General features: G+C 59.0%; 12 protein-coding genes. 5 read left to right on the plus strand and 7 right to left on the minus strand.

The features are described 5' to 3' along the window. Positions 1-70: 70 nt before the first annotated feature. Positions 71-763 (minus strand): SIMPL domain-containing protein, encoded by a 693-nt coding sequence (locus ACSQ13_RS09710; RefSeq protein ID WP_176249554.1) that lies wholly within the window; start codon positions 761-763, stop codon positions 71-73. 198 nt (positions 764-961) lie between these two features. Here ACSQ13_RS09710 and ACSQ13_RS09715 point away from each other — a divergent pair, with 198 nt between their 5' ends. After that, a complete protein-coding gene (locus tag ACSQ13_RS09715; protein WP_295509415.1) occupies positions 962-3,664 on the plus strand; it encodes a hypothetical protein in 2,703 nt (900 codons plus the stop codon). Between the two features lie 113 nt (positions 3,665-3,777). Here the strand turns inward: ACSQ13_RS09715 and hppD are convergent, their stop codons facing one another. Further along, complete coding sequence (gene hppD, locus ACSQ13_RS09720) at positions 3,778-4,872, minus strand: 4-hydroxyphenylpyruvate dioxygenase (protein WP_295509418.1); 1,095 nt, start codon at positions 4,870-4,872, stop codon at positions 3,778-3,780. A 136-nt stretch (positions 4,873-5,008) separates the two neighbouring features. On the opposite strand from hppD, the gene ACSQ13_RS09725 reads away from it, so the two are divergent. Together ACSQ13_RS09725 and ACSQ13_RS09730 are read left to right on the plus strand one after the other, a co-directional pair. Continuing rightward, on the plus strand, positions 5,009-5,467 hold the full coding sequence (locus tag ACSQ13_RS09725) for an Lrp/AsnC family transcriptional regulator (RefSeq protein ID WP_176249557.1): 459 nt from the start codon (positions 5,009-5,011) through the stop codon (positions 5,465-5,467). A 48-nt stretch (positions 5,468-5,515) separates the two neighbouring features. Next, positions 5,516-7,444 (plus strand): cation:proton antiporter domain-containing protein, encoded by a 1,929-nt coding sequence (locus ACSQ13_RS09730; protein WP_176249558.1) that lies wholly within the window; start codon positions 5,516-5,518, stop codon positions 7,442-7,444. A 67-nt stretch (positions 7,445-7,511) separates the two neighbouring features. Here the strand turns inward: ACSQ13_RS09730 and ACSQ13_RS09735 are convergent, their stop codons facing one another. The 5 genes from ACSQ13_RS09735 to ACSQ13_RS09755 form a co-directional block, all read right to left on the minus strand. Then, positions 7,512-8,027 (minus strand): CarD family transcriptional regulator, encoded by a 516-nt coding sequence (locus ACSQ13_RS09735; protein ID WP_176249559.1) that lies wholly within the window; start codon positions 8,025-8,027, stop codon positions 7,512-7,514. 303 nt (positions 8,028-8,330) lie between these two features. Then, complete coding sequence (gene fdxA, locus ACSQ13_RS09740) at positions 8,331-8,669, minus strand: ferredoxin FdxA (RefSeq protein WP_176249560.1); 339 nt, start codon at positions 8,667-8,669, stop codon at positions 8,331-8,333. Positions 8,670-8,720: 51 nt separating this feature from the next. Next, positions 8,721-9,107: an RNA-binding S4 domain-containing protein gene (locus tag ACSQ13_RS09745; RefSeq protein ID WP_176249561.1), complete on the minus strand. Its 387-nt coding sequence runs from the start codon at positions 9,105-9,107 to the stop codon at positions 8,721-8,723. Next, the gene (locus tag ACSQ13_RS09750; protein WP_176249562.1) at positions 9,108-12,041 is read right to left on the minus strand and encodes a helicase-related protein; all 2,934 of its coding nucleotides are present in this window, start codon (positions 12,039-12,041) and stop codon (positions 9,108-9,110) included. An 18-nt stretch (positions 12,042-12,059) separates the two neighbouring features. After that, positions 12,060-12,626: a hypothetical protein gene (locus tag ACSQ13_RS09755; RefSeq protein WP_176249563.1), complete on the minus strand. Its 567-nt coding sequence runs from the start codon at positions 12,624-12,626 to the stop codon at positions 12,060-12,062. A gap of 74 nt (positions 12,627-12,700) precedes the next feature. On the opposite strand from ACSQ13_RS09755, the gene ACSQ13_RS09760 reads away from it, so the two are divergent. Together ACSQ13_RS09760 and ACSQ13_RS09765 are read left to right on the plus strand one after the other, a co-directional pair. Next, on the plus strand, positions 12,701-12,991 hold the full coding sequence (locus ACSQ13_RS09760; RefSeq protein ID WP_176249564.1) for an SCP2 sterol-binding domain-containing protein: 291 nt from the start codon (positions 12,701-12,703) through the stop codon (positions 12,989-12,991). Beyond that, complete coding sequence (locus ACSQ13_RS09765) at positions 12,991-13,938, plus strand: alpha/beta fold hydrolase (protein ID WP_295509425.1); 948 nt, start codon at positions 12,991-12,993, stop codon at positions 13,936-13,938. The genes ACSQ13_RS09760 and ACSQ13_RS09765 overlap by 1 nt, the downstream gene beginning before the upstream one ends. Positions 13,939-13,943 lie beyond the last annotated feature (5 nt).

A 13,943-nucleotide genomic window follows, 5' to 3' on the forward strand; every position in this document is an offset into this window, starting at 1 on the left:
TATCAATAAAAAGCGCCCGAGAGACGATGATCTCTCGGGCGCTTTTTCGTTTCTAGCCCAGGCCCGCTGGTTATTGCGAGATCGCGAACTGCATGGTGACCTGGGCGCGAATGGCCACTTCGCCGGTTTCGATCGGGACATCCATGCTGCGCATCTGCGACGCTTTCATTTCCATCGGCCGGTAGCCCTGACTTGATTCCGACATCTGCAAGACAGCGCCCAGTTTGACCCCCGCCGCTTCGGCCAGCTGGCTTGCACGGGCCATCGCATCGGCAACGGCCCCCTTGCGCGCTGCAATCAAAGCCTCGGCATTGTCTTGCAGGCCAAATTCCAACCCGTTGAAATCATTTGCCCCTTCAGCCACGACCGCATCCAGAAGCGCGCCCAGCTTGCTCAGGTCGCGCACGGTGACGCTGACGGTATTGCCCGCCTCGTATCCGACCACCTGCGCCGGGCCATTGTCGTCGCGCGGGCGGTTGTCATAGACCGGGCGCAGATACAGACCGCTGGTCTGGCGATCCAGTCCCGCCACCTGAATACCGTCCAGCTGATCCAGAATGCCCCGCACCTTTTCAGACGTCTGGCGCATGGCATCAGATGCGGTCGCGGCACGCTCCGAGACACCCAGACGAATGGTGGCCATATCGGGGGCCAGCGAAACAACGCCCTCGCCGCTCACGGTGATTCCATTCTGGACGTTTTGGGCGATGACACCCGATACCAGCGCCATCCAAATCACAGCGGTCCATTGCAAAATTCGCATTATTTCAACCTTTGGTTTGATAAATCTAATCTGAATTATGTTTGGCGGCCCTATGCCCTTACCGCAAGCCCCGTTGCCGCTCTGCCCTTTCCATAGGCAAACTACTGCTATAATCTGAATGATATTCCGGCGCGCTGTTTTAATCCGCGGGCACGTGATAAAATTCTACCGGTACCTGCCTGATAAAAAAGCGTCGATATGAAGCCAAATTTTGCACTTTCCCTGTCCATTGATGGCATAAGTTTGCTGCACCGCACTGCGGGCGGCTGGCGCAGCATTGGCGATGTATCAATTGATGCACCGGACATGTCTGCCGAACTGGCCGTGCTGCGCAAAACCGCAGCCGCGTTGGAACCCGGCGGCGTGCGCACAAAACTGCTGATCCCCAATGACCAGATCAAGTTTATGACGCTTGAAACACCCGGTCTTTCAGATGCGGCGCGCATGTCCGAAGCCCGCCGCGCGCTTGAAGGGGCAACCCCTTATGATGTCGACGATCTGGCGTTTGATATCAGCAGCGATGGCGCACAGACCCATGTGGCAGCCGTTGCCCTTGAGACTTTGGCCGAAGCCGAAGCCTTTGCCACAGAACACCGCTTTTATCCGGTCAGCTTCGTCGCCAGACCCGACAGCCACGTTTTCAAGGGCGAGCCGTTTTTCGGCCCCACCGATGTCGCCTCAAGCTTGTTGGAGCGTGACGAAGCGATCGAACCGGATGACGATGCCGTTGTCGTACTGGGCCCCTATGTGCCCCCGGTAAAAGAGCCCCAAGCAGACGAAGCCTTGAGCGATCTGTTTCAAACCGCCCCTGCCAAAGACGGGCCGGATGCCGAAACGCCACAGGATAAAACCGCCACCCCGCGCGGCGATGATGCCACCAGCTTTGTGCGCGGTCGGGAAGATATAATCGCGGCAAAACCGGCGATCCCCCCCGCGCCTGCCTTGCCTGAAGACATGGCCGCTGCCGTGGCCACGGAGCCTGCGAAACAAGCGCAGCCCGAAGTGAAATCAGAACCCGCACAGAACGATGCACCGGAGGATTTGAAGGCCAGGGTCCGGAAAGCCATTTCCGCCGCTGCCGCTGCAACGGGTGCCGCGCCAGCAGGTGTCAAAGCGCCCCCGAAAGCTGCGGCTGCGGCCCCTGTGCCCGCACCTACAGCTTTCTCAAGCCGTCGCAGCAGTGCAGCCGCCCCCCCTGTCGGGACGGCCAAACGCGCCGATGCCGCAGCGAAAGGGTCAACGCCGGATGCACCTGTGCCAGACAGCAGGTCGTTAAGTGCTGTTCCCGCCGAAAAGCCCAAGGCGAAGATCAGGAAATGGGGTTTCCTGAGCAAAGGCAAACCGCGCAAGACGCCGCCCCCGCCCGCCGCCGCATCCTATGGCGCGGGTGTCGCAGTCAAAGACACAAGCATCACGCTGCCCAAAACCACGTCCGAAGCGGAACGGATGACCATTTTCGGGGCGCGGAAGTCGAATAACGTCGGGGGGAAACCGCGCTTTCTCGGGCTGGCACTGACTGCCGCACTGCTGGTGTTTCTTGCCGGTGTCGCCGCCTGGGCGTCGGTGTTTCTGGATGACGGGCTTTCGCTGTCGCGCTGGTTTACCAGCCGCGACACGACCGCGATTGCATCGGCCCCTGTTGAACCACGCGATCCGGCCCCCAATACCGTCCCCGCCCGCGCGGAAACATCTGTTGCACTGCCCGACACCGTCACCACTCCACAGCCCCCCACACCACAACCCGCCGAAGAACGGGTCGCGGCGCTGGACCCCAGCCTGACCGATGAAGACAGCGCCGTTCTGGATGCCTTGCGCGTGCCCGAACTGGCCCAACCGCGCACGCTGACCCAGCAAGAGATCGAGGCGAAATACGCCACGTCGGGTATTTGGGTGATGGCCCCCGAAACCCCGATTGCCCCTGCCATGGTGCCGATTGATGATCTTTATATGACCAGTATCGATCCGGTCAGCTCCGCGAACGACGCCGTGGCCCTGCCCAGATTGGCGTCTTTTGGCGGGGATACCGTGGAATTTTCGCCAGCCTCCCCCGCACCGCCCGGCACCTCATTTACGCTGGATGACAAGGGCTTGGTCGTCCCGACCCCGGATGGCGCGCTGAATGCCGACGGGATCAAGGTCATTGCGGGCCGCCCCCCTGCCGAGCCGCCCAAAACCCTGACGCGCAGCAGCACCCAAACGCCGGAAGCCGCGCCAGAGGTGCCGGAAACACAGCCCGGTCTGCTTGAGTTCCGGCCCGTCGTGCGGCCCGGTGATCTGGTGGAAAGCAACGAGCGGTCAACCCTTGGCGGGCTGACCCGCACGGAACTGGCCAGCCTGCGCCCGTCGTTGCGCCCTGCATCGGTCCAGCAGACTGCCGCAACCTCAGCGGTGCCGCAAGCCGTCGCACCCGAAGTTCAGGCGGCCTCGGCGGCGGCGGGGGCGTCGCTTGCCGCGATTGTGACTGTTGCACCGAAACCTGCCGGACCGGTTCTGAACAACGCGACCCCCTATGCGGTTCAGGCCTCCGTGCGCCCGGATACGCGGCCCCGCAACTTTGCCCGCATCGTAAAGCGGGCCGAACGGGCCACGCCCGAACCCACGCAAGTTGCAAGTACTGCCGCCGTGGCACCGCGCACCGTCGCCCCCAGCCTGCCGTCAAAAGCATCTGTGGCCACGCAAGCAACTGTCAAGAACGCTATCAAACTGCGTGATATCAACCTGATCGGGGTTTACGGAAAACCGTCAAGCCGCCGCGCCTTGATCCGGTTGAGCAACGGGCGCTATCAAAAAGTAGCGGTTGGCGACCGGTTGGATGGCGGGCGCGTGTCGGCCATCGGCGAAAACGAATTGCGCTATACGCGACGCGGGCGGGATGTTGTTTTGAAGATGCCGCGCAGCTGAGGCTGACGCTGTCGGGGGCCAGCCCCCACCGCCTGACGGCGGTTCCCCCGGGATATTTACGAGCCAGAGAAGAGACAAGGCCGCATCTGCTGACGCGACCTTTGGTATTTCTATCAGGCTGATTTCAGCTCGCCCGTGTCTATCTGTTCTTGTTCGATGCTTTCGAACAGGGCTTTGAAGTTGCCTTCGCCAAAGCCGTCGTCGCCTTTGCGCTGGATGAATTCGAAAAAGATCGGGCCGATCACGGTTTTCGAGAAAATCTGCAAAAGGATGCGGGTTTCGCCGCCATCCACGACGCCCTCGCCGTCGATCAGGATCCCGTGTTTTTTCATCCGGTCCAAGGGTTCCTGATGGTCGGTCACCCGGGTCTGGCTGAGCGCGTAATAGGCATCGGGGGGGCCGGGCATGAATTTGAGGCCATTTTCGGCAATCTGATCCGTGGCGTCATAGATGTCGCGCGCGCCAACGGCGATGTGCTGGATGCCTTCGCCTTTGTATTTTTTCAGATAGGCAACGATCTGGCCCTTTTCATCCCGATCCTGATTGATCGGAATGCGGATACGACCGCAGGGCGATGTCAACGCGCGCGAGGTCAGGCCGGTAAACTTGCCTTCGATGTCAAAGAAGCGGATTTCGCGGAAGTTGAACAGATCGCCGTAGAATTTGAACCACACATCCATGTTTCCCTTGAACACGTTATGGGTCAGGTGATCGAGATAGTAGAACCCGACCCCTGCCGGTTTCGACTGTGCGATCCAGTCGTATTCTTCGTTATAGGGGGATGTGTCGTAATACTGGTCCACGAAATAGATCAGGGATCCGCCGATGCCTTTGATGGCCGGAACATCCAGAACCTTGCCCGCACCGGTGTATTCTTCGGCCCCTTTGGACAGCGCATGGGCCAGGGCCTGCTGTGCATTCACCACGCGCCAGCCCATCGACGGGGCGCAAGGCCCGTGGTCTTGCACGAAGGCGGCGGCAAAGCTGGAGGGGTCGGCGTTCAGCACATAGGTGATGTCGCCCTGCTGCCAAAGCTCGATCGCTTGTGTCTTGTGTTTGGCCACGTGCGCATAGCCCATGCGCGTGAACAGATCACGCAGTTCTTGCGGGTCAGGGCTGGCGAATTCGACGAATTCGAACCCGTCGGTGCCGGCCGGATTTTCATCGGTTATTTTGGACTTTTCGGCATCATGTGGAAACGGACCCATGCGGATTCTCCTGTCAGTAATATATTTCGCCCAAGATATCGGCAGATCCCCGCGTTAATTGCGCAAAATTGACCTATGCTCTGGATAAATATGCGCGAACCACGCATAATTAATGGAAACCAAGCGAGAAACCCGCATGACATTGGATGAAACAGACAGCCGTCTGCTGGCCGCCTTGCAAAAGAACGCGCATCTGACCGCGCAGGAGCTGGGTGAGCAGTTGCACCTGTCCCCCTCGCAGGCGGGGCGCAGGCGTCAGCGGCTTGAGACCGAAGGCTATATCGAGGGCTACCGCGCCAAGCTGAACCCGATCCGGTTGGGTCTGGCGGTGCAGGGGTTCATCCAGGTCCATCTTGGCACCCATGGGCCCGACCATTCTGCCAGCTTTGCCCGCCTACTGGCCACCCGCCCCGAGATCGTGAGCGCCTGGACCATGACGGGGGATGCCGATTACCTGCTGCGCGTATATTGTGTGGACTTGTCCAGCCTGAACCGTTTGATCCACGATGTGTTGCTGCCCCATGGCGCTGTCGCAAAAGTGCATAGTCAGATTGTTATGGACCAGCTAAAGCATGACGGGCCCTTGCCCACCTAAACGACCCTTTGCCGGTTTCCCCGCTGGCCCAATGAAAGAAAACGTCCCATGGAAGGTTTCCTGTTCCAAGCCACAATCTATCTGGCAGCCGCAGTCATCGCGGTGCCTATTGCCTCGCGGTTGGGGTTGGGGTCGGTGCTGGGCTATCTGGCGGCGGGTATCCTTATTGGTCCCGCATTGGGCTTTGTCGGGTCAGAGACCAAGGACCTGCAGCATTTTGCGGAATTTGGCGTGGTGATGATGCTGTTCCTGATCGGTCTGGAGCTGGAACCCCGCGCATTGTGGAACATGCGGCACAGGTTGTTGGGGCTGGGGGGCTTGCAGGTTCTGATTTCAGCCGCCGCGCTGATGGGCATTGCCATGGCCTATGGCCAGCCAGTGGGTGTTGCGATTGCGGTTGGTCTGACCCTGTCGCTGTCCTCGACTGCAATCGTGCTGCAAACCCTGTCGGAAAAGGGGCTGATGCAGACCGCAGGCGGGCGATCGGTGTTTTCGGTCCTGCTGACGCAAGATATTGCCGTGATCCCGATCCTTGCCTTCCTGCCGCTGCTGGTCACCAAAATGGTAGCAGAGGCATTGCCGGACGGGTCGATAACGGTTGATCCGGATGCGCATGGCACGCCGGTCGTCGGTCATGGCAGCGAAGAGCCTTTGGGCCAGGGTGCCGAGGTGGCGCAAGCTGCGATATCGCTGATCCAGGGGTTGCCCGGCTGGGGTATTACCCTTGTCACAATTGGGGCCATCGCGGGGATCATCATCACCGGCGTGTTCTTTACCCGCCCTGTGTTCCGCTTTATCCACGCCGCCAAGCTGCGCGAGATGTACACCGCATTGGCCCTGCTGATTGTTGTCGGGATTTCATTCCTGATGATGCTGGTCGGCCTGTCCCCTGCCCTTGGCGCATTTCTGGCCGGCGTGGTTCTGGCCAGCAGTGAATTCCGCCACGAACTGGAAACCGACCTTGAGCCGTTCAAAGGCCTGTTGCTGGGCCTGTTCTTTATCACCGTCGGTGCGGGCATCAACTTTGAGCTATTGTACTCGGATACGGTGATTATCATGGGCATGGCGCTCTTGGTGATCATCGTCAAAGGGATCATCCTGTTCGGGCTTGGCACGTTGTTCCGTCTGCGGGGCCGCGACAGATGGCTGCTGGCGCTTGGGTTGGCACAGGCAGGCGAATTCGGCTTTGTGCTGGTCAGCTTTTCGGTCGCCACGGGGGTGATGCCCGGCCAGGTCGCCGAAGTGTTGCTGCTGGTGGTGGCCCTGTCGATGCTGATCACGCCGCTTTTGTTCATTCTGTATGACCAGATCAGCAAACGTTTTGACAGCAAGGCAGGCCCCATCGTCGCCGATGAAATCGACGAACAAGGCACCGTTATCATTGCGGGGGTCGGGCGCTTTGGCCAGATCGTGAACCGGCTGGTTCAGGCATCGGGCTTTCGCACCGTGGTTCTGGATCACAACCCCGAAACAATCGCCGTCATGCGCCGCTTTGGCTTCAAGGCGTTCCTGGGCGATCCGACCCGCCCCGACATCCTGCGCAAGGCCGGTTTGCGCGATGCCAAGGTGCTGGTCGTGGCGCTGGACGATCCCAAATCCGCGCTTCAGCTGATTGCCTATGCCCGCAAGGAACGCCCCGATCTGCATATCGTGACCCGCGCCCATGACCGCACGGATGTTTACCGCCAGTATCAGGCCGGTGCTGATGATATCGTGCGCGAAATGTTCGACAGTTCACTGCGTGCAGGGCGCTATGTGCTGGAAAATCTGGGCCTGTCCGATTACGAGGCCGCCGAAGCGCAGCGCATGTTCTATAGCCATGACCGGGCATCGGTCCGTGAGCTGGCCGCCCTATGGCGCCCCGACATCCCGCCGAGCGAAAACAAGGCCTATGTCGCCCGTGCGAAAGAGCTGCAAAAAGATCTGGAAACCGCGTTCATGAACCGGACCGAGTACGAAGAAAAGAAACAAGCCTGACACCAGACAGGCAAAAGCCGCGGCAAGGGAAACCTGCCGCGGCTTTTTTAATGGGTCGTAGGGTCGCTTAGGCTGCTGCGACGCGGCTTTCCAGCACATCACCGATCTGCTTGGCTGCGGCCAGTTCATCGCCACCGGCAACGGCAGACACTTCACGTGTCAAACGCTCCAGTGCCGCCTCATAAAGCTGACGCTCGGAATAGCTTTGCTCGCGCTGGTCATCAGTGCGGTGCAGGTCGCGCACGACTTCGGCAATGGCGATCAGATCACCGGAGTTGATCTTTTGCTCGTATTCTTGTGCACGACGCGACCACATGGCCCGCTTTACCTTGGCTTTACCCTTGAGGGTTTTCATCGCGTGGGTGATCGTGTCGGGGCTGCTAAGCGCACGCATCCCGATTTCAATCGCCTTATGGGTCGGCACGCGCAATGTCATCTTGTCTTTGACAAAGGCGATCACGAACAGTTCCAGCGTGATGCCCGCGACTTCCTGTTCTTCGACCGACACAATTTGTCCGACGCCATGCGCAGGATAAACGACGAACTCGTTTGGACGGAAATCTAGCTTTTTCGACTTGCTCATAAAAATGGCTCCTTGGTCACGGGGCGTTGCCCGCAGGGGTAGATGGCCTTTTCACAAAGGCAAAGGCTGCCCAGCCCAAAAGGGCGACAGCCAAGAATCATAACTTCAGAATTTCGGGTTCACCCGCAGGGATTGGGTTGAGAAGTGGCAGGTGTGTAAGTTCATCGAAGGCATAATACCATAAAAATGGGCCCTGCGAAAGCGATCGCAAGGGCCTTGTATATTAAATTATCGTATAGAGGGGCCGTTTTACCGGAAAAAACCAGTCTGGCCGCCCCGCAGCTCTGGCGATTTTCGAATCGCTTAACCGCCTTCGCCCGGTGCCTCCGAGAAGTATTTATCCAGCTTGCCCGCTTCGCCATCGCGTTCTTCCGCATCGGGAAGTGGGTCTTTCTTGGTGATGATCACAGGCCACAATTCGGAATATTTGCGATTGAATTCAACCCATTTTTCCATGTCCGGCTCGGTGTCCGGACGGATCGCATCAGCGGGGCATTCAGGTTCACACACCCCACAGTCGATGCATTCATCGGGGTGGATGACCAACATGTTTTCGCCCTCATAGAAGCAATCCACAGGGCAAACTTCGACGCAATCAGTGTATTTGCAGGCGATACAGGCGTCGTTAACAATATAGGTCATAGAGTCATCTTTTATAACGGGTTTGGCGCATTGCTAAATCAGCACAGCACATCATTCAAGATGGCGGGCCCGAGAAAGATCAAGCACACGCCGATCACGCTTGCTGGGACGCCCTTTTCCCTCAAAAGCCGGATTTTCAGGCGGTTTTTTCTCGGACTTGGGCGCAGGCGGGGACAGATCGGAATAAAGCGCCTGCGCTTCGGGGGCCGGGCCGCGCCTTGTGCCGATGCCGTCGATCTGGATCACACGAATGTCATCGCCCATCGCAAAGGTCAGCACGTCGCCCGGCACGATGATCGTAGCCCGTTTCTGCGCGATGCTCCCGTTCACGCGAACGGCGCCCGCTTGCACGCGCGCCGCCGCCAATGATCGTGTCTTAAAGAACCGCGCATGCCACAGCCATTTATCCAGCCGCAGCTTTGAAGCCGCCTCCGACAATTATTTGGTCTTGAGACCCATCAGGGCCGCAGCAAAGGGGTTGTCAGGGTCGATCGGCTTTTCCGCCTTTGGAGGGCGCGCGCTAAAGTTTTGCGACTTGTTGCCGGTTTTGTCGCCCTTGTCACCACGCTGGCCACCCTTTTTGCCACGCGGGCCAGGTTTGCCTTTGCCTTGCGGACGATCACCACCGCCGCGCCGCGCATTCTGGTTGGCACGGGCCGGACGACCCCAGGTAAAGACGTAAAACACCTCTGTCTCTGCGCCGGCGATGGATGCATCGGGGGCAGTACCTTGCGGGTTTTCCCCGGCAGCGGTGTCAGGGATGTGGTCCGATACCTCGGGCGTTTCCGCCGTTTCCGACAAGATCGGCGCAATACCTTCGTCGATGATGTCAGCCGTCTCAGGGACGACATCAGCAGGCTCAGCCGGCGCAGGGTCAGCAATGATACCGCCCGCAGATTGCTCGGCCGCGACATCCATCACTGGTGTGTCTGCATCCGCGCCCTTGTCAGCTTCCATCTTCGCGCCGTCATGCGGGATCACGGCATCAACAGCTTTGACCTTGGTGCGCTCGGATTTCTCGGCCTTGTAGCCAAGACCTTCCATCAGGGCCGCGAACTGTTCCAGCGTCATGCCGGTGATCGACAGCATATCCGGCTTTGCCTCGAACCCGCCGCGCGAATCCTCTGAGCGCAGCATGTCAGCCAGACGTTCCAGCATATCGATGCGGATCGCACGTGTGCCAGCATTACGGTAGCCCGACATGGTATCGGCACCCGCAGGCGCGCTTGCATCCACAGGGATGGTCACCAAACCCGGAGGGGGCGATTCAGGGAATTCCTGCAATCCCTTGCTGAGCGACCACAATACCAGCCGCAAACGGGTCGGCGCGGGTTTGAGCAACGCCTGCATGAAGATGGTGAACTGGCCAAAACGGATACCGTGCTTGCGCAAGGCACCACGGGCATCCTGATCCAGCGCTTTGACATCGTCAGCGATATCGGTGCGCGGCAAAATGCCGAAATTTTCAACCATGCGGAAGGCAAAACCACGGGCAAGACCGGTCAGGGCCTCGTCCTTGGACAAGGCGACCAACGGCTCGAACAGGGCCGCAATCTTGCGATCAATGAAATGCTGCAAGCGGCGCTGCACCTTTTGGGCAACCTCGGGGCCTGCGACATCATCAACGAAAACCTCGATACCGGGTCTGAGCGGATCAGGGCCCGCCACCAGCTTGCCCACAGCCGAGCTGCCCCACATCAGGCCGCCCTGCTCTGTGAAATCAATCTCGGTATCGGGTGCATTATAAAAACGGTCTGCACGCAAATGGAATTGCGGGGCCAAAGCCTGCAATGACGCGGTCTTGATCGTTTTGTCTTCTGCGACGCCAGCGCCTTTGTCTTGCCGGAAACGGAAACCGTCCAACTTGCCTACAAATTCGCCTTCAACGGTTACTTCACCGGTCTCGTTTACTTCGGCCACCATGGCTTCCTTCTGTCCTAGCCGGCGCAAAAGCACGGACGTGCGCCGATCTACAAATCTTTGGGTCAGACGCTCGTGCAGCGCGTCCGACAGTCTGTCTTCTACGACACGCGCCTCGTCTCGCCAATGACTTTCGTCAATTGTCCAACCTTTGCGTTGCGTGACGTATGTCCATGTGCGGATAAACGCCAGACGTTTCGATAACGCATCAATGTCGCCATCGGTTCGATCAATGCGTTGAATTTGTCGTGCGATCCACTCATCCGGGATAGAACCCCGCTGATGCAGATAGATAAATATCGTCTCAAGAAGGCTGGCGTGCTCTGCATGACTGATCCCGCGAAAGTCGGGAATCCGGCACACATCCCATAACAGCTTGACCGACGGCCCGTCGGTGCAGCGCGCCATGATCTCGGCATCCTGCCCCAGCGATTTGAGCACACGCAGGTCATCCGCCTCGCGGGCTTTGAACAGACGTTCGTGATCCGGCGACATCTCTAGCGTGTTGATCAGCCGGTCGATGCTGCCGAATTGCAGCGACGGGTTGCGCCAGTTGATCTTGTTTTGCGGGGTAAAGCTGTGATCCATGATCGCACGCGCAACGCCGTCTTCCAACGGGGGCGCATCGCCGGTCACACCGAAAGTCCCGCTTTTGAAGCCGCGCCCTGCCCGCCCGGCAATCTGGGCCAGCTCGTTCGGGGCCAGCGGGCGCATCCGCCGACCGTCAAATTTGGTCAGGGCAGAAAACGCCACGTGATCAACATCAAGGTTCAGCCCCATCCCGATGGCATCTGTGGCCACCAGGTAATCGACCTCGCCGTTTTGATACATTTCGACCTGCGCATTGCGCGTGCGCGGTGAAAGTGCACCCATCACGACCGCCGCACCGCCCTTTTGGCGGCGGATCAGCTCGGCTATCGCATACACATTCTCAACCGAAAAACCGACAATCGCACTGCGTGGGCGCATCCGGCTTATCTTTTTCTGACCAACATAGGTCAATTCGCTCATCCGCTCGCGTTTGATAAATTGCGCCTTGGGGACCAGCGCAGCGATGGTCCCGCGCATGGTGTCAGACCCCATAAACAACGTCTCGTGCAGACCGCGCGCCCGCAACAACCGGTCGGTAAACACATGCCCGCGCTCGGGGTCGGCACAAAGCTGGATTTCATCCACCGCGACCAGATCCGCGCCCATGCCTTCGGGCATCGCTTCGACCGTACAGACCCAATATTGCGTGCGCGGCGGTACAATCCGCTCCTCGCCCGTGACCAACGCGACAACGGACGGGCCGCGCAACGCTACGATGCGGTCATATACCTCGCGGGCAAGCAACCGCAGCGGCAGCCCGATGATGCCCGTACGATGTGCCAGCATCCGTTCAATGGCATAGGTTGTCTTGCCTGTGTTGGTCGGGCCCAAAACGGCCACGACCCTACCTTCGCCTGTCACCAGAATATTCCCGACGTCTTAAAGTGTGCGCCCGATGCCGTCGCGCCGAAGCCCGTCCAGCGCCTTTTGCGCGTTTTCATGGTGAGGGTTAATTTCTAACACCCGACGATATAGATCTGCGGCCAAGCGCAGTTTCCCAACTTCTTGCAAGATCGCACCCAACCCGAAAATAGCATTATACTGCTGAGGGTTAAGCGCCAATGTTAATTCCAGATCATCTATCGCAGGGCCATATAGATCGGCCTGAAAATAGGCCTGCGCACGGGCATGATAGCCTTCGGCAAAGGCGGGTGCGTGATCTGTCAACGCGGTGAAATGTTCAATCGCGAGCTTGATATCGCCCGCCTGCAACGCGCCCTGGCCCCGCTTCATCAGCAGATCAATCGTCGCCGAACCGGATCGCGACCATGCGGTCTGAACCTCACGCTCGAGCCGTGACGCCTCTTCGGCAGGCGCATTTCGCAACTTGTCTAATAATTCATCGGTTTGCGGCAGGGTGGACTGCGCAAAACAAGTACCTGCAAGCAACACCCATAAACCAAGTGCCGCTACGGTATGTTTGAGGTTGACGATGTGATTGACCATAACAATGTTGAATGTAACAGGCTGCCGCCACTTTTCCAGACGTGTCGGCACCAAATGCCAAAAAAGGGCCCACTATGAGCGACATTTTGAACGAAGCCGTAACTGTACTGAACGAAAAACTGGCCGGCGCGGATTTTGACGGCACAGCCAAGTTCGACATCGAAGGCGAAGGTTCTGTGATTATGGACGCAAACGGCGCACGTGCCGCAGACGAAGATGCAGACGTAACCCTGTCTGCCGACGCGGATACGTTTCAGGCGATCCTGTCGGGCGACACAAACCCCACCGGCGCGTTCATGAGCGGCAAGCTCAAGATCGACGGTGACATGGGCATGGCAATGAAGTTGGCGGCCGTGCTCGCCTGATGTCTCTGACGCCCGCGCCCCTATTTACCGACATCTATCCTGGTCCGGACACTGGTCTTGCCCATTGGATAGAGACGTCTGACGGTAAAAGGCTGCGGGTGGCACATTGGACGGTCGAGGGGGCGAAAGGCACTGTCCTTTTGTTCCCCGGCCGCACCGAATACGTTGAAAAATATGGGGTAATTGCGGCCGAATTCGCAAAACGCGGCTTGGCGGTGATGGCCATCGACTGGCGCGGTCAGGGGCTGGCGGACCGGATGTTGCCGGATCGCCGCATCGGCTATGTCGATACGTTTTCGGATTATCAAAAAGACGTTGCCGCCATGATGCGTGCGGCCCGCAACCTGCAACTGCCGCGCCCGTTCTTCCTGCTGGCCCATTCGATGGGCGGCTGCATCGGTTTGCGCGCCGTCATGGAGGGGCTTTCGGTTCAGGCAGCAGCCTTTACCGGCCCGATGTGGGGCATTCACATCGCGCCACACCTGCGCCCCTTCGCCGCCGTATTGTCGCATCTGATGCCAAAGATCGGTCAGGGGCACAGCCTGCCAATGGGAACAAAACTCGACCCCTATGTCACGGTTGAACCGTTTGAAGACAACATGCTGACCACGGATGCGTCCATGTACGATATGATGCGCGACCAGTTGGCGGCGCATCCCGACCTGTCGTTGGGCGGCCCCAGCTATGTCTGGCTGCGCGAGGCATTGTCCGAAACAAACCATCTTGCCTTGCGTGCGGCCCCCAGCCTGCCTTGCATTACCCTGCTTGGCAGTAACGAACGGATCGTCCACCTTGGCCGGATCAGGGACCGGATGGCGACCTGGACCAGCGGCCAACTGCAAATTGTCGAGGGTGCCGAACATGAAATCCTCATGGAAACGCCCAAGCTTCGCGACAGTGCGCTTGACGATATCGCCCGGTTGTTTTTGGGAAATGCAAAAAGCTAGCTTGA

The sequence above is a fragment of the Sulfitobacter sp. SH22 genome, assembly GCF_965641905.1.
Classification (GTDB): Bacteria; Pseudomonadota; Alphaproteobacteria; order Rhodobacterales; family Rhodobacteraceae; genus Sulfitobacter.

What these genes read in the sequence shown, in the direction of transcription:
- ACSQ13_RS09715 (WP_295509415.1), top strand. Translation starts at nt 962, where the DNA reads ATGAAGCCAAATTTTGCACTTTCCCTGTCCATTGATGGCATAAGTTTG.
- ACSQ13_RS09765 (WP_295509425.1), top strand. Translation starts at nt 12,991, where the DNA reads ATGTCTCTGACGCCCGCGCCCCTATTTACCGACATCTATCCTGGTCCG.
- ACSQ13_RS09760 (WP_176249564.1), top strand. Translation starts at nt 12,701, where the DNA reads ATGAGCGACATTTTGAACGAAGCCGTAACTGTACTGAACGAAAAACTG.
- ACSQ13_RS09730 (WP_176249558.1), top strand. Translation starts at nt 5,516, where the DNA reads ATGGAAGGTTTCCTGTTCCAAGCCACAATCTATCTGGCAGCCGCAGTC.
- ACSQ13_RS09755 (WP_176249563.1), bottom strand. Translation starts at nt 12,626, where the DNA reads ATGGTCAATCACATCGTCAACCTCAAACATACCGTAGCGGCACTTGGT.
- ACSQ13_RS09735 (WP_176249559.1), bottom strand. Translation starts at nt 8,027, where the DNA reads ATGAGCAAGTCGAAAAAGCTAGATTTCCGTCCAAACGAGTTCGTCGTT.
- ACSQ13_RS09710 (WP_176249554.1), bottom strand. Translation starts at nt 763, where the DNA reads ATGCGAATTTTGCAATGGACCGCTGTGATTTGGATGGCGCTGGTATCG.
- ACSQ13_RS09725 (WP_176249557.1), top strand. Translation starts at nt 5,009, where the DNA reads ATGACATTGGATGAAACAGACAGCCGTCTGCTGGCCGCCTTGCAAAAG.
- hppD (WP_295509418.1), bottom strand. Translation starts at nt 4,872, where the DNA reads ATGGGTCCGTTTCCACATGATGCCGAAAAGTCCAAAATAACCGATGAA.
- fdxA (WP_176249560.1), bottom strand. Translation starts at nt 8,669, where the DNA reads ATGACCTATATTGTTAACGACGCCTGTATCGCCTGCAAATACACTGAT.